Origin of the sequence: Sphingobacterium sp. UBA5996, assembly GCF_002429765.1 — a bacterium.
GTDB lineage: Bacteria > Bacteroidota > Bacteroidia > Sphingobacteriales > Sphingobacteriaceae > Sphingobacterium.
This window is the reverse complement of the sequence record NZ_DJAS01000003.1, coordinates 36,194-60,974: the sequence shown is the minus strand read 5'-3', so window position 1 is coordinate 60,974 and position 24,781 is coordinate 36,194. Positions and strand designations below refer to the sequence as shown.

The window sequence follows — 24,781 nt, the reverse complement described above, 5'->3', positions numbered from 1 at the left end:
CTAGTATGAAGAAACTACTATTCTCAATACTTTGTGCAAGCCCGTCACTCCTGTTTGCACAAGGATCTCAAGTGAATCTACAAAGTCCCAAAGCTGTGGGAATGGGGGGAGCAGGTTCTGCTTACTTTTTAGATGAGTCTTCCATTTTTTATAGTCCGGGTGCTTTAGCAAAAATGGATCATAACGCCATTTCCGTTGCTGGGAATGCTGTCATGTACAAATCTGCCTTTCAAGAGGTTGGAAGCACCGTTGTTTACAATACTAGAAATCAAATATCCACTCCTTTTTCAGTATTTGCTGCAATTGGGCCTAAAAATTCCTGGTGGAAAGCCGGTATTGGAGTTTATACACCATATGGTGGGGCTGTCGATTGGGGAAAGGATTGGGTTGGTAAATTCAGTTTAGTTAGCCTTTCGCTACGCGCAATCTATATTCAACCTACATTAAGTTTCAAACTGACTGAAAATTTTAGTGTCGGTGGTGGTTTCGTCTATAATGTCGGTACGGTAGACCTGGAAAATTCAGTTCCTGTATTCTATCCGGATGGTCATGCAGGACTTGCAACCTTAAAGGGGACCGGTACAGGTACAGGCTATAACGTAGGTATCCACTACAATTTAGAAGATGAATTTTCCATCTCTTTAAGTTACCGCTCGAAAGTTGTCACTAAACTTAAAAATGGGGATGCAACTTTTGACGTGCCGGAATCGGTGGCAAGTAATTTTCCTGCGGGTAACAAATTCAGTGCTGAGTTACCTCTTCCATCCACTTTTGCTGCCGGAATAGCCTTCCCGCTTTCGGAAAAGCTAAAAATGGCGATCGATGCAACACTAATCAATTACGACATTTATAAGGCACTGGATTTTGACTACAAAGAAAATACGCCTGTCTTACAAGATACGCATTCGCCAAAAAATTATGATAAAGCAGGATCGATCAAAGCAGGTTTGGAGTATATTGCCTCCGACCGTTTGCAATTGCGTGTAGGAGGAGGCTATATCGCCACTCCAGTACAACAGAGCGCCTATGTTTATCCAGAAACACCAGATAACACCCGATATTTAATCTCTGGGGGTTTTACAATAAAACCATCACCAAAATTTGACGTCACAGGTTCTTTTGCTTATCAGCGCATCATGGCTCGCCAGTCAACCAATATTGAGAGCCGTCTTTCGGGGACTTATGCGACTAACATTTTTGCTCCAGGCATTGGTGTAAGCTATAAATGGTAATTAACAGCCAAATTTGACTAAGATGAAAAAAAACAAACTTTACATAGCCGCAGCGTTAGCACTTGTCGCTATTGCTTCGTGCAAACCTTCTTTGGAGGAGTATACACCTTCGGCAGGATCGCTTAATTTTTCAAAATATGTTGCCATCGGGAATTCATTGACGGCAGGATACGCAGATGGGGGACTTTATCTGGAGGGCCAAAAGGTTGCTTACCCCAACTTAATTGCCGAGCAGTTAAAACAAGTGGGTGGTGGGGAATTTAAATCGCCGTTTTTCAGTGAAGATCAAGCCAACGGTTCTGGCTACATTACCCTAACAGCACTTGTCAATGGACAGCCTGTGACGGCACCTGTTACAGATAAACTGGCCTACAGACCTGGTTCAACAAAACTATTGACGAAATATACTGATCCGGTCAATAACCTCGGTGTACCGGGTATGCGGATGGATCTTTCTATGGTAGCAGGCATGGGCTCAACTGCCGGCAATCCGTATTTCGAGCGCTTATTGCCCGACGGGGACGCCTCGAAAACGTATTTCACCTATTCAACGACACAAAACCACACCTTTTTTAGTTTTGCACTAGGCAACAACGATGCATTGGGTTGGGCAACTAATGGTGGAGTGGTCAATATGAATCCAACAACGAATCAGCCCGATCCAACAACCGTATTGACTGAAACTGCCCAATTTACAGCAATTCTCAATGGTTATGTGCAGGCGCTGACTACCGGCGGGAAAAAAGGTGTACTGGCCACCATTCCAGATGTAACCGCAACACCTTATTTTACAACGGTTACCCGTGCAGCCCTGCTGGCAGCTGTCAACGCAACAAATCCCCCTGCGCCGGTAACGAATATTTATATCGCTACGAAATCTGGAACTCGTGCAGCGACTGATCAAGATTATTTTGTACTTCCTTTCTTGTCTGCAGGACTATTGGGTAAGCCAAACGCAGCACAGATTCCATATGGTTTACGTCCCGAAAATCCTGTTGAAGACAAATACGTGCTTGATGTAAGCGAAACAGCAACAGTTGTGAAGCGGATCAACGAGTACAATGCAGCCATCAAAGCTGCTGCAGCTTCAAAAGACCTCGCTTTAGCAGACGTACATGCATTCCTAAACAATGTAAAAGGTGGTGTTCGTATCAATGGATTAGCCGTTAGTGCCAAATACATCACTGGAAATGCATTCTCTTTGGATGGCATCCACCTCACGCCAATTGGGAATGCCCTCATGGCAAACATCTTTATCAGTGCCATCAATTCTAAATATGGATCGAAGATCCCACAAGTTGACGTAGCCAAATATCGCGGTGTTAAACTGCCAGATACCGTCACAAAATAAACAGTGACCAACATACTGACAAAAGGCAGACGATTATTCGTCTGCCTTTTTTGTATATTTGTGTTGCACAGATTTTGGTTAGATCTGTTATTACCAATGATGTGCTATTCGCTAAAATTGGTGTGCAAAAAATGAATAAAATATTTTAAGATGAAAATCAAATTAAACCGTGTCAACCAGGCTGTGCATTTTGAAGCCAGCAGTGAATTATCTTCGGTCAAAGTCAACATCGATGGTTCGGAAGCGATCGGCGGCGAAGGAAAAGGTGTTCGTCCCATGGAATTGGTTTTAATGGCATTGGGTTCTTGTAGTGTCTTCGATCTCCATAGTATACTGGTAAAACAACGCCAACAAATTGACGATATCCAGGTTGAAGTGGAGGGTAAACGCCGGGAAGAAATACCACAGGTATTTACAGCTATACACATCAATTTCTTCTTAAAAGGTGAAATTGATGAGGTAAAAGCAGCTAAAGCGGCTGAACTGGCCGTTAAAAAATATTGTTCTGTACATGATATGTTGTCCGCGGGTGGTATCAATATCACGTATTCTTTGAAAATAAACTAAGAAAACACTTTTCTGACATCTGATTGTACTCCACATCAGACGTGGAGGACGCTTGCTTTTAATTCTTGCCTTATTCATTTTCTTTATGGATATAAAGTTACAGTGATATGAAGAATTTGATTTTGTAAGAATTCAACAGATTTACAGGCGGTTCTGCTCTTCTGTTTTTGCGGGCTGATTGTTACTTTTGACTTTCTGATTTCCAAAATGGTACCGCAGCGTCAGATTCACCTTTCTGGTATCCCGATAATCTTTATAAAAGTTATTTTGATCGGCATATTTGGAGGATATGGTCATTTTTTCCGTTTTAAAGATGTCCATAAACGATAGATTTACCTCAAACTTGTTTTTAAAGAATTTTCGATTTGTCATCACATAGGTACTGGAATAGCCAGTTATTTTAAATGGCCCCTGGATGGTGGGCGATGTAAAGGTATTGCCGAGCTCAAGATTCCAGCCTGCTTCTTTGCTCAAGACATAGCTGCTACTTATATTTCCGTTGCCAATATATACATCGTTCTTGTGCAGCACATCATCAGTCCCCATAAAGTAATTCTCATTGTACATTCCCTCTAGCTGCAGGTTCATTCCCCAACGTTCAGTAAACTGAAAACTCTTACCCAGGTCTATCCCTGCTCCCTGCCCCTTTTTAATGTTGGTATAATGATAAATCAGCTGGTGGTTGACATTATCCTGCAAGGCTATTTCCATATTGGGCCACTTTTCAAATCGGTAGAATAGATCAATATTCCAGTTGTTTTTGGTCCACGTCAGATTCAGGTTATGCACGATCGTAGCCCTTAAACGGGGATCTCCCTGAAAGTATGAAAAACGATTGTAGTAGGATTTTGCGGGATTGAGCCAAGAATAGGAAGGACGACTGATCCGCTTTCCATAGGAAAAACCTAACTGCTGATTTTCCGTCAAGTCATATTGCATATAAAATGTCGGGAAGAGCACAAAATAATCCTGTTTATTGATATCTTCTGGTTCTGATACAATGCCCTTCAAGTTGGTATATTCTCCTCTTAATCCTGCTTTCCAGCTCCATTTTTTCCAGGTATAGTCCAATGAACCATAAAGAGCTACATTCCGTTCTTTGTAATCAAACTCACTGCTCTTATCCGGCCTATGCTCCAACTTGCCCGATTCATCATCAGTGAACACAAGACTGTTTGTCGTTGTAACATCGCTAAATTTCCCTCCAAATTCCATCCCAAGCTGCTTTACTTTACCGGAAAAATCGACCTGTGAAGAAAAGAGCCTATTTTTATTTCCGTTGTTGCTAATAAATCGTGTATCCCTGGGTTGTTGATCCTTAAATCTCAGCGCGGTGAGCACATCCTGATTATTTGTCGAATGATGGTCTGTAAAGTAAGAAGACCAATTTATACTCCAGCTGGCGTTAAGCTTCTTAATGACCTGGAGATACATGTTCTTTGTCTCTGTAGATGACTCATGATCATTTGTCGTGAGGTAACTCGACTGTTGAATACGGTTGCTATCGTAAATGACAGTTGGCACCACGTAGGTACCGTAGGCTTTGGGGCCATAATATCCATTTAGCCCTCCGCTAACAGTCCAGGTTGAATCGGGTGTGTATTCCATCGAAAGCACATAGCTGTTCTGACTGTTATTGGTATCAAATCGATCCATCACACCTTCCCACGAGGTTTGCTCATTGGGATAATACACATAATTCGTTTCGTAACGTGCATAAGTTCCCCTTCCGAAATTATAGGTGCCCCGAACGTTGATTTTTTCATTTCTATAATACTGGGTCAGCCCAAACAGTTGCTTCCAGGTACTGCTTTTCTCGGCCAACGCAACCGCCGAACCCCGATATCCATAGAGGTTCGATTTGGAAAGTTTAATATTGATAATGGTACTGCCCTCGGCTTCATATTTTGCAGGTGGGTTGGTAATGACCTCAATCGATTGGACATCGCTGCCCGCCGTATTCTCGAGATAGGTTTTCAATTCCTCCCCCGTGAGCATAACTTTTCGTTCATTAATCAATACAACAATATTTTTGCTCCCACGGACCATTAAATCTGAGCCATTTGCCATCACTAATGGCGTCCGTTTCAAAATGTCCCAACTGTTGAGCGCCGAAAGATTAGAATGCTGCACGTTAAATTCCAGGCGGTCCAACTTGCGGATCAATCTCGGCGCCCGCCCGACAACCTGTGCTTCTTCGAGTACTTTTGATTCGGGAATAAGTTCAAGTATCAGAGGGCGAGCAATGGTGTCGCTACGGAAAAAGTGCTCCTGAGGTCTAAAGTTAAGATAAGTGGACCGTAGATAATAGCTGCCAGAATGATCCAGCGACAGCATAAACGTTCCAAGATGGTCAGTTTTCACTTCACGGATAGCTTGATAGTTACTATCCAATAGCATAACGGTTGCACCTGCTAATACAATTTTGTTTGTATCCTGCACTTGTCCCCCGATCTTTGTCTGTGCTGAAAGCACTAAAGGGAAAGCGAGAAAAAATAGGATTGATTTCATGTACAAATAATTAGTCTTTAATTTCATTAGCGCATACCTGGATTGTTATATCCATTAGCTGTGCTGTCAAACGCATGCTTTTTTGTGGTTATCCGCATTTGACAGTCACTGAACTTTTACACGCTTCCGATGGCTCAAAATTGTCCATCTCCGTAGTAAATAATGGTTAATGAAGGGTTAATACTGCGTTAAGGTATATTATATTGGCCTTCAGCAGTTATATTTGTGTATGGAATTGAAACCCAAAAATTATAGTGTTCTCTTTACATTATTTTTTGCTGTACTGATCGGCATTCAGGGCTATCAATTGTACAACACCTATCAGCTCAAACAGCGCGATATTTTTGCAACAGTAAAAAGCAAACTGAACAAATCTCCCAAAATTGACAGTCTTTTTGATGATGATTTAATGAGCAAGGACATCGCCAGAGACTACTACATCAAATTGGTTAAAAATGAGATAACAGCTCAACAGCTTAAAGGACTATATCATGCCAATGCGCATAAAACATCCGGGAAGCTCACACGCTATGTCGACAGTCTATTTCAACCACTGGGTATGGATGTTATCCTAAAAAAGGAGATCTTGGGTATTTATTTTAGAAACTTTAACAAGCAGATTGCTGATGGCCCCATTACGGTTTACACCACACAGGGAAATTTCCGACGACCTGTTGAACTTTCTTCCAGTGAATGGATAACGGAAAAAACCGAAACACAGAAAATTGAAGAGAGCATCCAAAGCAAGGAAATCTTATACACCTTTTTAGTCCATAGAAGGAGCTCTTTTGAGGTAACCAATCTCCACTGGATATTATTCAAAGAACTTACCTCCCTCCTGTTGAGCACCTTATTTATATTGGCCGCCTTTCTTTGGCTTTTTTATAGAACCATTCAAAATCTCAAAAAACAGCAGAAGCAGATCACCGTGCTTCACGACGTGGTTGACAATGTATCGCATGAACTTAAAACCCCTATTGCAACCTTAAAAATTGCCGCTAAGACACTTCGAAAATCGACAGGTGAAAATATTATAACGGTCATTGAGCGGCAAGTCAATCGCCTGGAACACACCCTTGCCCCACTGGCCGAAGACCTGAAACCATCGGGTCATCCTCCTGTTACCACGATGGAACTCCAAGCGATTTTCAATGATTTTCAATTGACGAACCCGGCCATTGCATTTGAAACAAGTCCATTGCCTGAAGGGAAATTATGCTTGGGCCTCAGCGATGCAACAACATTATTTCAGAATCTCATGAACAATGCTGTAAAGTATGGCGCGAAATGGCTTAAAGTTCATTTTGAGCAAAAGAAAAATAAGCTTTCAATTTACGTACAAGACAATGGTGATGGCATGGAGGAGTGCGAACTCCCTTATATTTTCGACAAGTTTTACCGTATCCAAAAAAACAATATACACGACACCAAAGGATTGGGAATTGGCCTTTTCCTTGTTAAAAAAATCGTGGATCGTTATCAGGGACAGCTTACAGTAACTAGTAAGCCTGGTGTAGGTACTACGTTTAAAATTCAATTGCCGCTCGTTGCTATTCCATCATAAGGTAGTGTAATCAGCTAGAGGGATGGCATTTAGCCGTAGATTAGTAGTTTAGATGAACGACTGAATATAAAAAATGAACAAATTACTCCTCGTTGAAGATGACGCTGATTTTGGCTTTATGCTCAAGCAATATCTTGAGCTGTCTGCATTTGTCGTAGATTGGATGGCGCAGCCTCAGGATCTTACGGAAAATTTTCAGCAGCTAGCCAGCTACGACCTGGTTATACTGGACGTGATGCTTCCTCAAATCAGCGGTTTTAGTCTGGCCAAAGAAATTAATGCCCTGCATCCCGCATTACCGTTTATCTTTTTAACCGCCAAAGAACAAAAGATCGACAAGCTTACGGGACTAAAAATCGGTGCTGATGATTATGTTACCAAACCTTGCGACCCTGAAGAACTCTTGCTTCGCATACAGAATATATTAAAACGAAATCAGAAAAATAGTACGCCAAGATCGATTGTCCTCGGGACGTATGTATTTCACCCTGAACAGTTAGTATTAAGCCATGCACAAGGTCAGTTTAAGCTCACCGAGCGCGAAGCACAACTGCTCCTATTTCTATGGCAACACAGGGGCCAGCTTGTCACCCGTGAAGATATTCTTGAAAAGGTATGGGGAAATGCAGATTTCTTTACTGGTAGGAGCATGGACGTGTTTATTACCCGGATCCGCAAATACTTAAGCCTCGATCCCAATCTGAGCATTAATTCCAATAGAGGTGTTGGATTTACCATCCATTTGTGACGATTATCCGGCTATTTCGTCTTTCCTTTTGTTCCATAATTTCTCTGCCCAACGGCCGACGAACCAGAAGGACACGGCCAAAATTAAAAAGAACACGGCTCGATTGATGTTGTCCCAGAGGTATTCCACATAACGTGTGTAGATATTGAGCACTAAAAATACAAACCCAACTTCTCTGCTCACATTGTCTTTCGCCTTTAAACCATAGACGACCAAAAATACAGATACCGCAGTTGACAATATCCCCCAATAGAACATATGGTATTGACGTACGGCGGTCCATTCATAAAAATCAGCATAATTCCCAAAAATAGAGAGTGTCCATAAGGATACCATCAGGTAGATCAATCCGACAATATAACTGATGGGCTGAAAGACTTGCAGCTGTGCGAACCGGGGTTGAGCCCAAACGGCCAGTGCAGTGATCAGTGTCCCAAAAATGGTGAACCGAAGGGGATAATTCATTCCCCAAAACTTGAATCCCCAATTGCTATGGTAAGCTGTTTCGGTGGCAAACCATACCCCTAGCGCCAAAAGCATAAATGTCCAGATGAGCTTACTATCAAGCTTAACAGCAAGGAAGCCATAAATCGCCACGGAAAGCAAAAATAAAAGCGAGTAGTGCATGGTATCTTTATCCAATACCTTACCCATGAATCCGATACAGGCTGCTGTAGCAAAAACTCCAATCAGCATCATGGTTTCGGTGGATAAATTTTTATAAGGATAGCGTTTCTTATAGCGAAACCCCAGGGTATAGAACAATACGGCCACGGCAGCAAAAAAGAAACAAAATAAGATATTTGGCGCTTCGTAAAGGGTATCCACAAAGGCTAGGAATGACGCATCGGTAAACAGCGAAAAAACAGCGAATACCAAAGATGCCAGTGCAATCCAAAAGGCATACCGAGCCAGTTGTCCCCAATCAAAACTTTTCACGTCTAAACTCTCCATCAGCTCGTTCGCTTTTTGCTCATCCAATAAGTTCTCTTTCTTCCAGAATTGGACAATATCATCGATCGATTGCTTTTCTTGTTTGCTGACGTCGTATTTTCGCATACATTTAGATTTACGGTGCAAGGTACATTATTTTTTTAAATCACTTGTATATCACATTTTGTTCCAAAAGTCAGATCGGCTCGCATAATTCCTTTAAAATCTGTAATTTTGCATGTTTTGCATTTAATCCCTCACAAAGGGACCTTAAGGAGTTTTCATGGCAATAAAAAGAAGTCCAGATTTGGGCGAACAAAGTGAAGTTCAGGTATTTGGAGCGCGTGCGCACAATTTAAAAAATATAGATGTTTCTTTTCCAAGAAATGAATTGGTTGTAATTACAGGTTTAAGCGGAAGTGGAAAGTCATCTTTGGCTTTTGACACCATTTATGCCGAGGGACAACGCCGCTATATGGAGACATTCAGTGCGTATAGCCGCCAGTTTTTGGGTGGTATGGAACGTCCGGATGTGGATAAGATATCGGGCTTAAGTCCGGTAATCTCCATTGAACAGAAAACAACCAGCAAAAACCCCAGGTCTACTGTTGGAACGATTACTGAAGTGTATGATTTTATGCGTTTACTTTTTGCCCGTGCTGGAGAAGCCTTCTCTTATGTGACCGGAAAAAAGATGGAGCGCATGTCGGACGATCAGGTCATTGAACGCATTCTGACTGAATTTGAAGGACAGGCTTTAAATATCCTGGCACCTGTGGTCAAAGGGCGTAAGGGTCACTATCGGGAATTGTTCGAACAAATCCGCAAGCAAGGTTATGTGAAGGTGCGTGTGGATGGGGAAATATTGGATCTTGTGCCAAAAATGCAGGTTGACCGGTATAAAATACACGATATTGAAATCGTTGTAGATCGTCTAAAAGTAGAGCGTGAAGATAAAAAGCGCTTACAGACCTCGGTCATGCAGGCGATGAAAACCGCAAAAGGAATCATCAAAGTCTCTAACAAGGATAATCAGGAGCAATTTTATAGCCGTTACCTCATGGATGCGGAATCGGGCATTTCGTATGATGAGCCACAGCCCAATACGTTTTCATTCAATTCCCCCTATGGCGCTTGTCCCACGTGTGATGGTTTAGGCTATATTTTTGAAATTGACAAGCATGCGGTTATTCCGGACAAAAAGCTAAGCATTCAAAAAGGCGGTTTAGCTCCTCTGGGCCCCACACGTGAAAACTGGACTTCGGAAGTCTTGAAAGCTGTCGCTAAAAAATTGGATTTTACCATTACAACGCCGCTTGAAAAACTCAATGAAGAACAGATTGATCAGCTTTTGTTTGGAAATAAAGAAGAGCCTATCGTTGTCACGGTTTCTTATGGCAGTTATGGCACGCGTGAATATCGCGTTGAATTTGAAGGCATCTTTAAGATGCTGGAGGAATTTTCGGGAAAATCGTCCGATGAAGCCCCTTCGTTAGATGATTTCAGAACAAAAGTTACCTGTCCTACATGTGCGGGTGCACGATTGAAAAAAGAATCTTTACATTTCAAAATTGCCGATAAGAATATTCATGAACTTGCTACGATGGATATTACTTCCATCAAAGAATGGTTTGACCAGGTAGAAAGTAAACTTGATGAACGCCAGCTTATTATTGCAACAGAGATCTTAAAGGAAATACGTGCGCGTTTGGGTTTCTTGCTGGATGTAGGCTTAAATTACCTGACCTTGGACCGTACGGCTAAGACGCTTTCAGGTGGTGAGGCACAACGCATCCGTCTGGCCACACAGATTGGTTCCCAATTGGTGAATGTACTTTACATTCTGGATGAACCGAGTATCGGCCTGCATCAGCGGGACAACGAACGACTGATCAATGCACTCAAAAACCTACGCGATATTGGTAATTCGGTGCTTGTGGTAGAACATGATAAAGACATGATCCTACATGCCGACCATGTTATCGACATGGGACCTGCTGCGGGAGTTCATGGTGGTACGGTGGTTGCCGAAGGCACACCCAAGGAAATTTTAAAATCAGACTCCCTCACGGCGGCTTATCTCAACGGAACAAAAGCGGTGAAAATCCCTGAAAAACGCCGTACGGGCAATGGAAAAACTTTGTCGTTACGAGGAGCAACAGGGCATAACTTGAAGAATCTATCGGTCTCTTTTCCTTTAGGAAAGCTTATTGTGGTGTCCGGTGTTTCGGGTTCGGGCAAATCCAGCTTGATTACAGGCACGTTATACCCGATTTTGAATAAACATTTTTTCAGGGCAAAAGCAACTCCACTTCCCTTCAAAAAAATTGAAGGGTTAGAACATATTGACAAAGTTATCGAGATCGATCAAAGTCCTATCGGTCGTACACCGCGATCTAACCCGTCAACGTACACAGGTGTATTCTCGGATATCAGAACCTTGTTTGTCCAGTTGCCTGAAGCAAAAATCAGGGGCTATAAGCCCGGGAGATTCTCCTTCAATGTGAAAGGTGGTCGTTGTGAAACCTGTCAGGGAGCCGGACTAAAGGTCATCGAGATGAATTTCCTTCCTGATGTGCAGGTTCCTTGTGAAACCTGTCACGGAAAACGCTATAACCGAGAAACTTTGGAGGTACGCTATAAAGGAAAATCCATTTCCGATGTTCTCGATATGAGCATCAACGATGCGGTAGATTTCTTCGAAAATGTACCGAGTATCTACCGAAAGATTAAAACACTGCAGGATGTCGGTTTGGGTTACATCACCTTAGGTCAGTCGTCGACAACCTTATCGGGAGGTGAGGCTCAGCGGGTAAAATTGGCTACTGAACTTTCTAAAAAAGATACTGGAAATACATTTTATATCCTTGACGAACCGACTACCGGCCTTCACTTTGAAGATGTAAATGTACTGATGGGTGTGATCAATCGTTTAGTGGACCGTGGAAATACGGTATTGATCATCGAGCACAACCTTGATGTTGTTAAATCGGCAGACTGGGTGATTGATATTGGTCCTGAGGGTGGTAAAGAAGGGGGCCAGGTCTTATTTGAGGGAACGCCTGAAAACTTAATTAAAAATAATAAAAGCGAAACGGCACGTTTCTTAAAGCTGGAGATGTAATGTCGCTGGAGATGTAATGTCATTGAAACGGAGGACCGTTGTTCCTATTCCGGACATGGGTAATACACGCTGTATCTGACCGCCGTTAAATTGTGCATAAGCAATTCGATAGCGTATATGCAATAATTATGTCGGTTTTGCAGTTTGTTTTAGTATGTCAATAAGGTATCATTTACAGCCAGTTCATTGGTATAAGTGAACGCTTTAAAGGCTTTTATTTTAAAGAAACAAGTGGAACGTCCATTTGATTTTCATCCGTGTTTATACGCTGTAAATATGGATATTTCGTAACTTTGTATTATATGTCGGATATTATTCAATTACTTCCAGATAATGTTGCTAATCAGATTGCGGCTGGAGAAGTGGTGCAGCGACCAGCGTCTGCCATTAAAGAATTGATTGAGAATGCTATTGATGCTGGAGCTGACAAAATAAAACTTATTGTTAAAGACGCAGGCAAGTCATTGATTCAGGTCATTGACAATGGCTGCGGCATGAGTGTGACTGATGCCCGCCTTTGCTTTGAACGGCACGCAACATCAAAAATTCGTAAGGCTGAAGACTTATTTGCAATCCGAACAATGGGTTTCCGTGGTGAAGCAATGGCATCCATTGCTGCGATAGCACAGGTCGAACTCAAAACACGCCGCTTCGAAGATGAGCTAGGGACAGTTGTTGAGATAGAAGGATCAAAAGTTGTCAACCAATACCCGGAAGCTGTTGCTGCCGGAACAAATATTTTAGTAAAAAATCTTTTTTACAATATTCCTGCACGGCGGAACTTCTTAAAGAGTAACTCCGTAGAAATGCGTCATATTATTGATGAATTTCAACGTATAGCCTTATCCAATCCGCAGATTTTCCTGACCTTGCACAGCGACGGAAATGAAATTTATCATTTGCCCGCGGAAACGCTCAAACAGCGTGTTGTCCATATTTTCGGAAACAATTACAATCAGCGCCTTGTTCCTGTCGAAGAGGACACATCCATCATCAAGGTAGAAGGTTTCGTTGGGAAACCCGAGTTTGCAAAGAAAACTCGGGGTGAACAGTTTTTCTTTGTCAACAAACGCTTTGTACGTGATCCTTATCTGCATCATGCTGTGATGAATGCTTATGAGGATATTTTACAAGCCGAAACATTCCCTTTCTATGTCTTATTTATCGACATAGATCCTGCGCGAATCGATATCAATGTACACCCCACGAAAACCGAAATCAAGTATGAAGACGATAAGGCCATTTACGCCATTATCCGTTCAGCAGTAAAAAGATCACTGGGGCGGTACAATATCATGCCATCTTTGGATTTTGAACAGGAAACAAGTTTCACCAATCTCATTACAAAAAAGGCATTGGATGAAATTATCGTTCCAACAGTAACTTTCAATCCGGACTTCAACCCATTTGATACGGACAAATCAAAATCCAGTTCGAGCTATACCCGATCAGAAAGCTATGCTGAAGGGCTTACCAAGAAAACGGGCGGGATTCCGAGCAACTGGGATTCCCTCTATCAAATTGTCGAAAAAGAGGAGTCCGTCCAGCTGCCGTTGCATAGAAAATCTGAGTTGGATGCCGATGGTCCACAGGTAATTCAAGTCGAAGATAAATCATCATCGAAGCTCTTTTTCCAGCTGCATAATAAATATATTGTTTCGCAGATTCACTCTGGATTTATTCTGATCGACCAGCAGGCAGCGCACGAACGTATTCTTTTCGAACAGTTTCTTACGCAGCTGGATCAACATAAAGGTCTGAGTCAGCAAAGTTTGTTTCCGCAGACGTTAGATCTGAATGCTGCAGATAATGAATTGATGAGAGATCTCCTGGAGGACATCAATGGCTTGGGCTTTCAAATTCGTGAATTTGGAAAAAATTCCTATATTATTGACGGAATCCCTGCAGACTTAGGAACAGGATTCGATGAAATAAAGATGATTGAGAAAATATTGGAAGATTATAAAAACAATCAATCTGAGTATAAGCTAGCTAAGCGCGAAAATCTTGCCAAGAGCCTTGCCCGCAATGCCGCCATTAAACCGGGCACTGTATTGGACAACACGGCTATGGCAGAGCTGGTGGATAAGCTTTTCGCCTGTCACTCGCCCAATATCTCCATTTATGGAAATCCTGTAATTGTAACATTTACATTGCAAGAATTAGCGGAAAAATTTGGTAAAAACTAGAAGATAAAATATATGTTTCCACAATTAACACCTGTTATCAAGAATTTATTGATCATCAATATTGTATTTTATATTGGATCGCAAATTGTACCTGTAGCATATGATTATCTTGCGGTCTATTATCCAGACTCGCCTTATTTTAAAATCTGGCAGGTAGTCACGCACATGTTTATGCATGATAAAAAAAGTATTACCCATATCTTCTTCAATATGTTTTCGCTGGTCATGTTTGGGCCAATGATTGAGCAGGTACTTGGATCGAAACGTTTTTTAAATTTCTATATGGTATCCGGAATCGGTGCGTGGTTTCTTTATACCGCAGTGAATGGTTTACAACTCTACAATGCAACGGGTTCTTTTGCCCCCCTCCATGGTATGAATGGGAACGAGCTTATCTCATTGGCAAATACCGGGAATAATGAAGCCCTAACTTATCTTATTCCAATGCTGGGTGCGTCAGGGGCGATCTATGGTGTTCTATTGGCATTTGCCTACCTTTTCCCAAACATCCCACTGCAATTTTTGTTTATTCCTGTACCAGTCAAAGCGAAGTATATGATCGGTGGATTTATCCTCATCGAAATTTATATGAGCTTATCTCGACCGGGAGATTCGGTGGCTCACCTGGCTCACGTCGGAGGAGCACTATTCGGCTATCTACTCCTTAAGCTGTGGAAGATTAGAAAGGGAATTTATTAATATCGTGCGAAATGAATAACATCGGACTAAAAGATTTTTGGAGACAAACCTATAAAACTGGATCACCAGTACCGTTAGTAATTAGTATTCAGGCATGTTTGTTTGTCCTCATCTATTTTTTGGATCTACTCTTTGAATTACAGATCGTTTCGCAGAGCTTGCTGGAACCTTTAGTGAGAGGATTAAGCCTTCCAAGTAGCTTTTCCCGTTTTCTCGAACAGCCATGGTCTTTGTTTACATCGAATTTTGTCTATGTCAAACTTTGGACTATACTCTTCGAGAGTTTATGGCTTTATTGGGTCGGCCAGATTTTCTTCACTTTCTTGAACAAAAGGCAATTTCTATTTATTTATATCACCTCCTGGCTATTTGGTGGTATCCTATATGTGGGGTTCGGCTCGCTTCTTCCGATCTCCAGCGAGCTACAGCTCATGGGAGGTGCGCTTCCTTTGGCGGCGGTATTGGCGGCCATTGTCACTTTAGTTCCCAAGTACGAATTACGTTTATTGCTCATAGGTAACATCAAGCTAAAATTGGTGGCCATCATTTATTTTGGACTGGAATTCCTTGCACTCACCATGACAAACCGGCCCGCGGCCATTTCCTATTTTGCCGTTATTTTGTTCGGAATGGGATTCACCTATGCATTAAAATCGGGGATGGACTGGTCCACAATATTCCAGAAAAAACAAAATAAGCCTGCAAAAATGAAAGTCGTTGTAGGCAACAACATACAGACAAATCGGAAACATCGTTATGACTTGCCCAATCAGGCCGAAATCGATGCTATTTTAGATAAAATTTCTATTTCTGGCTACGACAGTCTAACAAATCCCGAAAAAGAAACGCTCTTTAGGGCAAGCAATAGTGGTGATAAGGTTGATGGATAGAAGGACATTTTTAAGAAGAAAACTGGGGTTTATAAGTAAAACAATGTTCCTGGCGAATATGCTTGCGATCATTGCCTTGCTGATGAGCTATTCAGCGACTTTCATCAATCCTAAATCCTTTTGGCCTATAGCCTTTATGGGGTTAGGCTACTTTCCTATACTTATTATAAACATTTGTTTTATTTTCTATTGGCTACTGCGGAAGCGAAAAATCGCTTTTTATTCACTCGTAACGATCCTCATTGGATGGCCTTTTCTAACTAAACACTGGAATATTCGCAAAGAGAATGCCCCCGTCTCGTCGGAAACACGTACACTGCGCATCATGACCTTCAATGCACATTTATTCAAAAAGGTAAACGATGAGAAAAAAAACTTTAAAGCCGATGTTGTTCGCATTATCGACAGTATATCTCCAGATGTGATCTGTTTTCAGGAATATATAAGTAAAATTAAAGGAAAGCACGTTTTCTCGGAAGAGTTTAAAGATAAGCTCGGCTACGATTACTTTTTCTTTGAACCAAGCTCTAAAAATGATTACGAGGCCTATGGAATGGCTGTCCTTTCACGATTCCCGATTTATGATTCAGGCACTATAAGAGACAACGATTACGGGATCAATCGCATAAGTTATGTCGATGTTAAAAAACAGGATACTTTGATTCGCATCTACAATATACATCTCCGTTCTTTTGCGCTTCAAAATGAAGACAAAGAGTTTATTCAGAATTTATCCAATACTAATGAGTTGGATAATTCAAGAACACGTAGACTGAGTCGCAAACTGAAGAATGCCTTCGAACTGAGGAGTGAACAGGCACATTCGTTAAAGAAGCATATGAATGAATGTCAATATCCTTATATTGCCGTAGGTGATTTCAATGATACACCAATGAGCTACTCGGTCAATCTGATTGGAGATGGTTTGTACAATGCGTTTAAGGAGAAAGGCAATGGTTGGGGTGTGACGCATCATGCCCTTTTACCGATCTTTCAGATTGATTATATTTTTGCAAGTCAGAAATTTGAGGTGATGAACTATCAGATCGTCAAAAAGAAATTATCAGATCACTACCCGGTATGGTCTGATCTTAGGCTTAAACCTTAGGCATCTGATAACCTAATGTTTTAAGTCCTATTTCAATAAATTTATCTCTTCTATTTTTGATTTTATAGTAGGCTTCACGGCCGAAATAATAGCGTCCTACTAATGCTTCGATATCGGATTGAATGATATCATGTAAATTTTTAGCTTCTCTGGACGTCACCGAAATACGCTTTTGGCTATTGAGATATGAAATAAATAAATCAAATTCTGCCGCTGGCAAATGGTAGCCGCTTATAAAATTCTCGATAGAATATGCGGGCAGCTGTTTTGTGAATCGATCATAAACAAACTCTTCGATTGCATTGGAATGGAAAATCTCGCGATATTTGGAGCTGGTTTCATTGGTATCAATGGGGATAGTCACATCGGGAAGGATACCGCCACCACCAAAGACAAGCTTTCCTTTGCTGGTTGTAAACATTTCTTTTTGGCTGAATTCGGTATCCATGGTCCAAAGATCGAAGCCTGTCATGTATTTTGCTGCATCAAAATTTGCGCGTGTATATTTTCGTTGAATACATCTTCCGAGTGGCGTATAGTAACGTGCCACGGTCAAATTGATTGCCGAACCGTCTGAAAAATCAAATTGCTCTTGTACCAAACCTTTGCCATAGGACCGACGCCCCACAATTGTAGCCCGATCCAGGTCCTGAAGAGCGCCGCTAACAATTTCGCTTGCCGAGGCTGTGCTTTCGTTGATCAGCACAATGACACGGCCGTCGCCAAACTCCCCAGCTTTCTCGGAATAGAAATCCTGACGTGGCTCATTGGCCCCTTCGGTATACATTAACAGTCTTTTTTCCTGAAAAAATTGCCCCGCTAGATCAATTGCCGTGTGCACAAATCCACCACCATTATTACGTAAATCTAAAATAAGATCCTGCGCTCCACTTTTTCGTAAGTCAATGAGTGACTGCCTGAATTCGTCTGCTGTCTTATGTCCAAACCTTCGAATTTTAACATAAGCTGTTTTGGGAGCGATCATATAGGATGCATCTAAGCTTGAAACATTGACCTGATCACGGATCACTTTTATTGGATTGCTCAATACCACTCCATTACGCTGAATGGAAATCAATACCGCTGTTCCTTTCTTTCCACGGATCAGTTTTTCTATTTCATTTTCGGTCACTTTTCTTCCGACAAGGTCCTTATTTCCGATCTTTAAAATGCGGTCACCAATACGCATTCCTGCTTTCTCAGCAGGGCCTGCAGCAACCATTCCAACAACGAGGAGGGTATCTTTCAAACGAAAATATTCTACTCCAATACCGTCAAATGTTCCTTCAAGTGTCTCCTGCTTGGCCTGCACTTGATTTGGTTTCAAAAATGAGGAAAAAGGGTCTAAGCGAGAAACTACATGCTCAATGGCTTCGTCCTGAACGGTGTCTATACTGACATTATCGACGTAATTTTCGGCAATTAATTGAATGAGATATTGCAATTTATCCGAGTTACCGTTGGAGCGTAAGCTAGAAAAAGTTGTTTTTTGATTACTTCCTTGCTCTTCAGCATAATTTTGTCCCAACAGCAAGCCGAGAAGCAATACCGCAGCATATGTAGCGGCTACAAAAATATTTCTTTTAATACTTTTTTGCATGGGAAATCTTCCTGAATTATCGAAGAAGAGAAAAATTATTCAACATTCATTACCTGATCAAAAATAATAAGTTTATTCGGTTAAACGAGTACGTGACCATATTTTTACATTAAAAATAAAAAACCGTACTATGGTCTAGGACAGCCTGTCAGTGCCATTCGTCCGTTCAATTCCATCCCCACATCTCTTCGATCGCTCGAAGAGCAAGCCGTAGGGACTTTCTCACTCTTTTCCTCAAAACAGTACTATGCCTGTAATTTAACTTGCAAATCCGCGTAAATTTATCTTAGTTTGAGTCGAAAACGATTCAACTGGTATGCACGAAATCGAACCTTATTACAATTGGCGGGATTATTACATTGCCGCTGACGATGAACAATCGCCCTTCTATGGCACCATCTATAGCGAATTTGATTTTGACAAACAGATCTATAATTTTCTCCTCCATCCGCAATGGGATGAATTTGGTTCGCTTACTTTATATTTAAAAATACTGTTTGTAGACTATGAGAAACAATATTGCATTATCGAACTGATTGGTGAATGGAATGATGCCATCTACAATGATATCATGTTATTCAAGCGAGAAATTATTGATGTATTGATCAGTCAAGGTATCAAATATTTTATTGTAATCGGCGAGAATGTGCTGAATTTCCATGCTTCAGACGACTCGTATTATGAGGAGTGGTTTCAGGATATTGAGGATGGCTGGATTGCAGGCATTGGTTTCCGTGAACATGTTATCGAAGAGTTCCAACAACAGAATATAGATTATTACATTAATTTTGGAGGGGGGTTGAATACACTTGCTTGGCGAACATTAAAACCGAAACAGGTATTCTACCATGTGAATGAATCCTTGACAAAACGTCTTGGTTTTTAAGATTTGCTTATTGGGAGTTTTATTCTTAATCCTTGTTCTTTACTGTATTATCCTGTAACTTTGTGATTGATGTATTATGCGCTTAGCGCATGTACTTTTAATTTTACGTTTTACTTATACTTACATACTATGTCATTCAGAATTGAAAAAGACACGATGGGTGAAGTTCAAGTACCTGCAGACAAATACTGGGGTGCACAGACAGAGCGTTCACGCAACAACTTTAAAATCGGGCCGGCAGCTTCCATGCCACACGAAATCGTCGCAGGCTTTGCCTATTTAAAGAAAGCAGCAGCTTATGCTAACCACGAGCTGGGCGTATTATCTGTGGAGAAACGGGATGCCATCGCTGCAGTATGTGATGAGATCTTAGCGGGCAAATTGGATGATCAATTTCCACTGGTTATCTGGCAGACAGGTTCGGGCACGCAATCCAATATGAACGTGAATGAGGTTGTCGCAAACCGTGCACAAGTGTTGGCTGGACATAAAATCGGTGAAGGCGAGCCTGTGTTAAAAGCAAATGATGACGTAAACAAATCACAATCATCGAATGACACTTTCCCTACCGGAATGCATATCGCGGCTTACAAAGCTGTTGCAGAAGTTACCATTCCAGGCGTAGAAAAATTGCGTGACACCTTGGCTAAAAAAGCGGAGGAGTTTAAAAATGTAGTTAAAATTGGCCGTACACACTTAATGGATGCTACTCCGTTAACGTTAGGTCAGGAGATTTCAGGATATGTTGCTCAATTGAACCATGGTTTGAAAGCTTTGAGAAATACACTTTCGCATTTATCTGAACTTGCATTGGGTGGTACTGCTGTCGGTACAGGATTGAATACGCCAAACGGTTATGACGTAGTGGTTGCAAAATATATCGCTGAATTTACAGGGCTTCCTTTCGTCACCGCTGAAAACAAATTCGAGGCATTGGCTGCTCATGACGCAATTGTTGAAACTCACGGAGCATTAAAGCAGTTGGCTGTAGCCTTAAATAAAATAGCAAACGATATCCGTATGTTGGCTTCTGGACCACGCTCTGGTATCGGTGAAATCTTGATTCCTGAAAACGAACCAGGATCATCGATTATGCCAGGTAAAGTTAATCCGACACAATGTGAAGCATTGACTATGGTGGCGGCTCAGGTGATGGGTAATGACGTTGCAATCACCATTGGTGGAACACAAGGCCATTACGAATTGAACGTGTTTAAACCATTGATGGCGGCGAATTTCTTGCAATCGGCACGCCTATTGGGTGATGCTTGTGTTTCATTTGAAGAGCATTGTGCTGCAGGTATTGAGCCAAACTACAAGCGCATCAAAGAATTGGTTGACAACTCATTGATGTTGGTAACAGCGCTAAACACAAAAATTGGTTATTACAAATCTGCAGAAATTGCTCAAACAGCACATAAAAACGGGACTACGCTGAAAGAGGAAGCGGTACGTTTGGGTTACGTAACTCCTGAAGATTTTGACGCTTGGGTAAAACCAGAAGATATGGTTGGAAGTTTAAAATAAGCTGTGACTTTTATTTCAATTAAAAATATAAAAAGAAAAACATACCTACTGGCTGTTGTCATAGGTATGTTTTTCTTTTCTAATGCCTGTAAATTCAATTCGGATATGCAGAGTGAGGGCGCCCCTTTTTTGCAGGGAGAGTGGGTTCAGGATAGTATTCCAGGACAGCAGCAGATGATGCAATATACGTTGACCGATTTCAAGTTCACTTGCGACTCTGTTTATGCGACCATGCATGTCAACAATAAAGTACAAACAATCCCGGATAGCTGTTACAAAAACGGTTCCTGGACGGAACATGCAAAGGGGATCTATGTTTTGCGCGGAGACTCTATCCTTGTGGATGGCATTTACACGAAAGCTAATGGCAAGCAGAAGATTTCTGGCTGCTATCTTTCCGGCCAGTATATCCCCCGGTTTAAAGTCGTATACCATGCTGCTGATTCGGTCGTGCTGGAAAGCAGATTAGATCAACGTCAGATCATCTTAAGAAAAACTAAAAATATTACTTGTGTCCCTCAAAAAAGGTATCAGTAGTTTTTAGTACAATCTATTTATTATCTTCGTACCATTATCGTACAACCTCAACCTTAAAACACAATGAACAAAGGAATTATTTCTTTGGCATTTGGCGGACTTGCCATCGGAATGACCGAATTCACGATGATGGGAATTTTGCCGGATATTGCCCAAGATCTTCATATCGAGATCCCTACAGCCGCCCATCTGATTGCACTCTATGCACTAGGTGTTGTTGTCGGTGCCCCTACATTAGTACTATTTACGGGTAAATATCCTCCAAAGAAGGTATTGCTGTTTTTAATGCTGCTATTTTTTATCTTTAATGGCCTTTTTAGCATCGCACCGGGACAGTTTTTGATCAGTCTCTCCCGGTTTATGGCTGGACTTCCGCATGGTGCTTTCTTTGGTGTCGGTTCTGTCGTTGCGGCCAGACTGGCTCCAAAAGGAAAAGAAGCGCAGGCTATCTCCATTATGTTTACGGGAATGACGATTGCTAATTTAGCGGGCGTACCATTGGGCACCTACCTGGGTCATCATTATTCCTGGCGTTTGACTTATGGGATCATCAGCATACTGGGATTAATCACTTTTGCCGCGATTTATGTCTGGATGCCAAAAATTGAAGCCGCGAAAGGAAATAATATTTTTAGCCAACTCAACTTCTTCAATAAAAAAATTGCCTGGCTGTTAATGGCAATCATCGCCATTGGTACCGGTGGTCTTTTTGCCTGGATCAGTTACATCGCCCCATTAGTGACCAATGTATCGGGCATCGCTGCTGATCGCGTACCACTAATTATGATTCTGATCGGCGTTGGTATGTTTTTTGGAAACCTTATTGGTGGTAAATTAGCCGACACCATTTCACCAACCAAAGCAGCTATCGCGAGCTTTTCAGCCATGGCGCTTTGCCTTGTGATGGTTTATTTTATATCGCCTTTGGAATGGACAGCTTACCCGTTAGCATTTATCACCGGATTAGTGTCGTTTACCATTGGTTCACCGACCCAGCTCATGCTGATCCGTGCTTCGAAAGAGGCCGCCACGTTGGCGGCAGCAGGTGGTCAGGCTGCCTTTAACCTCGGAAATACCTTGGGAGCATTTTTAGGTGGAATTCCAATAACCTTGGGTTTGGCGTATAATGCGCCGTCACTTGTTGGCGTGGGCATGGCGACCATTGGAGCACTCCTAACCTTCCTTTATTTGAAAGTCTACGACAATAAACGCTAGTAAAAAATAGCAAAATCAAATGGCGCGAACCAGTTATATCAGTGTACTACGTATTGTGGCGATATTGCTCGTTATCTTGATTCATTCCTCTTCAGGTTATCTGAATAGTAATGAATTTCAGTCATTCGATTGGAAATATGCCAATTGGCTTAACAGCTTTTCGCGCTTTGCAGTACCGCTGTTTGTCATCATCTCAGGCGCCCTGCTTTTACAGAAAGACGAAAGCACGGGCGAATTTTATCGAAAACGTCTGTTAAAAATTGTTCCGCCCTTTCTTTTTTGGAGTATCGTTTATCTGGTCTACTATTTCATTCGTTACATTGATTTTGACTACATCGGTTTTCCACAAGTTATCAACATTGTGTTAATTCGCTTAAAATCAGGAACCAATGCCCACCTATGGTATCTATATATGATCCTTGGCCTCTACCTGGCAGTTCCTTTTATCCGTAAAATTGTAGGCAACTGCAGTAAAAAAGAAATCGAGATCTTTTTGGGACTTTGGTTTGCTTCCTTATTTTTCATGAATAAATGGTTTAATAGCTACCTGCCTAATTTTGACCTAACTTTTTTCTCGGGGTATATGGGTTATCTGGTTTTAGGCCATTACTTGCGCAACTATCCCATCCAGATGGGAAAATTACCGAGTTCTACATTTTTCCTGATCTGCTGTTTGATGACTACTGCTGGAACATATTATTTAAGTGTGTCACGAGGGGAATTTGATCCAACACTTTACAATTACCTTTCGCCAAATATCGCTTTGAGCGCAGGCTTTCTATTTGTATTTGTTCAACGGCTTAAACTCCCAGAAAACCTCCATGTATTCTGGGAATTTATTGATAGGCACAGCTTTGGTATTTACTTATGTCATATATTGTTGCTCAACTACATCCATCCTTTGCTTCCACTGTCCACTTTGTGGAAAATACCGACTGCAACAGTGAGCACGCTGTTGGCAAGTGCGCTGCTGACCTATTTACTACGGAAAATCCCGTATGGCAAATATGTCAGTGGATAAGTCAAGCAAGGAAATTTTGCTTTACAATTTTTCTCCTTCGACCTTATTATATACATAAAGATGTGCGTTGGGACCTTCGATCTCATGACCTTCCTGATCCAGCCCGATCAACTTATTTTCCCCAACTTTTAATTTCATATTGGTTTCTTTCCCTGTCAGATGAACGACGGCCCCTTTGTCGTGCCACATGACTTTGCCACTGTCCTCTACCTTGGTATTTTTATTTATATATTCACTCACAATAGTGAACGTATTGTTATTTTTTAAGGTAATGTTGGTTTTGATTCCCTCACAGTCGGCACAGGGAATAGTAGCTTCGTAAGTACCATGCCAATCGAGTGAATTGCGTGATGTATGGAAAGTATCCACCGCAACAGTCTCGTGGGCAGCAGAATCTGCAGCGGCTTGCTGACTATTTTTTGAGGTTTGATTGCATGCACTTAGCGAAATCGCTGCTAAGCAAAAATAGAATAAGGGTAATTTCATAGCTGTTATTTTTTGATTTAAGACATCCAACAGCAAGCAATTTCAGCGCCAAGAAAAGTAGCGGTTGGTATCGGGCTATCTGTATTATAAAAAAGGCTTCTTGAGGAAGCCTTTTTTATTGTAGATAACTGTATTGCTTACAGTTTAAATAATCTATTTGCTACCGCGAGCAGTGCACAAATCCTATTCCGATTAGAATGGTAGATCATCGTCATCTGATGAACCCGCTAAATCTACAGGAGCAGGCATATCTGCGTAACCTGGGGAAGAAGGTGCTGGAGCAGCATTACCTAATTTTGTTACACGCCATGCTACCAATGAGTTAAAATAAGTTGTTACACCATCTTTATTAGTCCAAGGACGACCACGAAGATTAAAAGATACTTCTACCTCTTCACCAATCGCTAGGTTATCAAAAATTGACGTTCTGTCTTGTGTAGCTTCAAAACGGATATACTCAACAAATTGTGGGTTTTCGGCATAAGCTACAATCATATCGCGTTTTTTGAATGATTCTGTCACTTGTTGTGTCGCTCCTATCTCGTGTACTTTTCCTCTAATTTCCATAATCAAAAAAATAAATATTAAAGCGT

Annotated in this window: 20 protein-coding genes; 15 read left to right on the top strand and 5 right to left on the bottom strand. The window is 41.5% G+C overall.

Features of this window, described 5'->3' with window-relative positions:
• Nucleotides 1-5: 5 nt before the first annotated feature.
• From B3E00_RS01600 to B3E00_RS01590, 3 genes are all read left to right on the top strand, one after another.
• A complete protein-coding gene (locus tag B3E00_RS01600; RefSeq protein ID WP_293936462.1) occupies nt 6-1,232 on the top strand; it encodes an OmpP1/FadL family transporter in 1,227 nt (408 codons plus the stop codon).
• Nucleotides 1,233-1,254: 22 nt separating this feature from the next.
• The gene (locus tag B3E00_RS01595; RefSeq protein ID WP_293936459.1) at nt 1,255-2,583 is read left to right on the top strand and encodes an SGNH/GDSL hydrolase family protein; all 1,329 of its coding nucleotides are present in this window, start codon (nt 1,255-1,257) and stop codon (nt 2,581-2,583) included.
• Nucleotides 2,584-2,733: 150 nt separating this feature from the next.
• Nucleotides 2,734-3,150: an OsmC family protein gene (locus B3E00_RS01590; RefSeq protein ID WP_293883999.1), complete on the top strand. Its 417-nt coding sequence runs from the start codon at nt 2,734-2,736 to the stop codon at nt 3,148-3,150.
• Nucleotides 3,151-3,291: 141 nt separating this feature from the next.
• Here B3E00_RS01590 and B3E00_RS01585 read toward each other — a convergent pair whose 3' ends face one another.
• On the bottom strand, nt 3,292-5,661 hold the full coding sequence (locus tag B3E00_RS01585) for an outer membrane beta-barrel family protein (RefSeq protein WP_293884001.1): 2,370 nt from the start codon (nt 5,659-5,661) through the stop codon (nt 3,292-3,294).
• Between the two features lie 229 nt (nt 5,662-5,890).
• Here B3E00_RS01585 and B3E00_RS01580 point away from each other — a divergent pair, with 229 nt between their 5' ends.
• Nucleotides 5,891-7,225 (top strand): sensor histidine kinase, encoded by a 1,335-nt coding sequence (locus tag B3E00_RS01580; protein ID WP_293884003.1) that lies wholly within the window; start codon nt 5,891-5,893, stop codon nt 7,223-7,225.
• Nucleotides 7,226-7,298: 73 nt separating this feature from the next.
• Nucleotides 7,299-7,973, top strand: a complete 675-nt coding sequence (locus B3E00_RS01575) for a response regulator transcription factor (protein ID WP_293884005.1) — start codon at nt 7,299-7,301, stop codon at nt 7,971-7,973.
• 3 nt (nt 7,974-7,976) lie between these two features.
• On the opposite strand, the gene B3E00_RS01570 is transcribed toward B3E00_RS01575, so the two are convergent.
• Nucleotides 7,977-9,032, bottom strand: coding sequence for a DUF2157 domain-containing protein (locus tag B3E00_RS01570; protein WP_293884007.1), 1,056 nt, complete (start codon nt 9,030-9,032; stop codon nt 7,977-7,979).
• Between the two features lie 157 nt (nt 9,033-9,189).
• Between B3E00_RS01570 and uvrA the strand changes: the two genes are divergently transcribed.
• From uvrA to B3E00_RS01545, 5 genes are all read left to right on the top strand, one after another.
• Nucleotides 9,190-12,030 carry an excinuclease ABC subunit UvrA gene (gene uvrA, locus B3E00_RS01565; protein WP_293884009.1) on the top strand — a complete coding sequence of 947 codons (2,841 nt, stop codon included), beginning with the start codon at nt 9,190-9,192 and terminating at the stop codon, nt 12,028-12,030.
• 302 nt (nt 12,031-12,332) lie between these two features.
• Entirely contained in the window at nt 12,333-14,219 is a 1,887-nt protein-coding gene (mutL, locus tag B3E00_RS01560; protein WP_293884011.1) for a DNA mismatch repair endonuclease MutL, read from the top strand.
• A 12-nt stretch (nt 14,220-14,231) separates the two neighbouring features.
• Nucleotides 14,232-14,918: a rhomboid family intramembrane serine protease gene (locus B3E00_RS01555; protein ID WP_293884013.1), complete on the top strand. Its 687-nt coding sequence runs from the start codon at nt 14,232-14,234 to the stop codon at nt 14,916-14,918.
• An 11-nt stretch (nt 14,919-14,929) separates the two neighbouring features.
• Nucleotides 14,930-15,808, top strand: coding sequence for a rhomboid family intramembrane serine protease (locus B3E00_RS01550; protein WP_293884015.1), 879 nt, complete (start codon nt 14,930-14,932; stop codon nt 15,806-15,808).
• 43 nt (nt 15,809-15,851) lie between these two features.
• A complete protein-coding gene (locus B3E00_RS01545; RefSeq protein ID WP_293884017.1) occupies nt 15,852-16,916 on the top strand; it encodes an endonuclease/exonuclease/phosphatase family protein in 1,065 nt (354 codons plus the stop codon).
• On the opposite strand, the gene B3E00_RS01540 is transcribed toward B3E00_RS01545, so the two are convergent.
• Complete coding sequence (locus tag B3E00_RS01540) at nt 16,906-18,516, bottom strand: S41 family peptidase (RefSeq protein ID WP_293936456.1); 1,611 nt, start codon at nt 18,514-18,516, stop codon at nt 16,906-16,908. The two genes, B3E00_RS01545 and B3E00_RS01540, sit on opposite strands and share 11 nt — an antisense overlap.
• Before the next feature lie 316 nt (nt 18,517-18,832).
• On the opposite strand from B3E00_RS01540, the gene B3E00_RS01535 reads away from it, so the two are divergent.
• The 5 genes from B3E00_RS01535 to B3E00_RS01515 all read left to right on the top strand — a co-directional run bounded on the left by B3E00_RS01535 (nt 18,833) and on the right by B3E00_RS01515 (nt 23,702).
• Nucleotides 18,833-19,402 carry a hypothetical protein gene (locus B3E00_RS01535; protein ID WP_293884021.1) on the top strand — a complete coding sequence of 190 codons (570 nt, stop codon included), beginning with the start codon at nt 18,833-18,835 and terminating at the stop codon, nt 19,400-19,402.
• A 129-nt stretch (nt 19,403-19,531) separates the two neighbouring features.
• The gene (gene fumC / locus B3E00_RS01530) at nt 19,532-20,929 is read left to right on the top strand and encodes a class II fumarate hydratase (RefSeq protein ID WP_293936454.1); all 1,398 of its coding nucleotides are present in this window, start codon (nt 19,532-19,534) and stop codon (nt 20,927-20,929) included.
• Between the two features lie 3 nt (nt 20,930-20,932).
• Nucleotides 20,933-21,466 carry a fumarate hydratase gene (locus tag B3E00_RS01525; RefSeq protein ID WP_209578119.1) on the top strand — a complete coding sequence of 178 codons (534 nt, stop codon included), beginning with the start codon at nt 20,933-20,935 and terminating at the stop codon, nt 21,464-21,466.
• A gap of 63 nt (nt 21,467-21,529) precedes the next feature.
• Nucleotides 21,530-22,681, top strand: coding sequence for an MFS transporter (locus tag B3E00_RS01520; protein WP_293884026.1), 1,152 nt, complete (start codon nt 21,530-21,532; stop codon nt 22,679-22,681).
• Between the two features lie 19 nt (nt 22,682-22,700).
• On the top strand, nt 22,701-23,702 hold the full coding sequence (locus B3E00_RS01515; protein WP_293884028.1) for an acyltransferase: 1,002 nt from the start codon (nt 22,701-22,703) through the stop codon (nt 23,700-23,702).
• A gap of 21 nt (nt 23,703-23,723) precedes the next feature.
• Here the strand turns inward: B3E00_RS01515 and B3E00_RS01510 are convergent, their stop codons facing one another.
• Entirely contained in the window at nt 23,724-24,188 is a 465-nt protein-coding gene (locus B3E00_RS01510; protein ID WP_293936452.1) for a copper resistance protein NlpE, read from the bottom strand.
• A 192-nt stretch (nt 24,189-24,380) separates the two neighbouring features.
• A complete protein-coding gene (locus B3E00_RS01505) occupies nt 24,381-24,755 on the bottom strand; it encodes a DUF3127 domain-containing protein (RefSeq protein ID WP_070570272.1) in 375 nt (124 codons plus the stop codon).
• Nucleotides 24,756-24,781 lie beyond the last annotated feature (26 nt).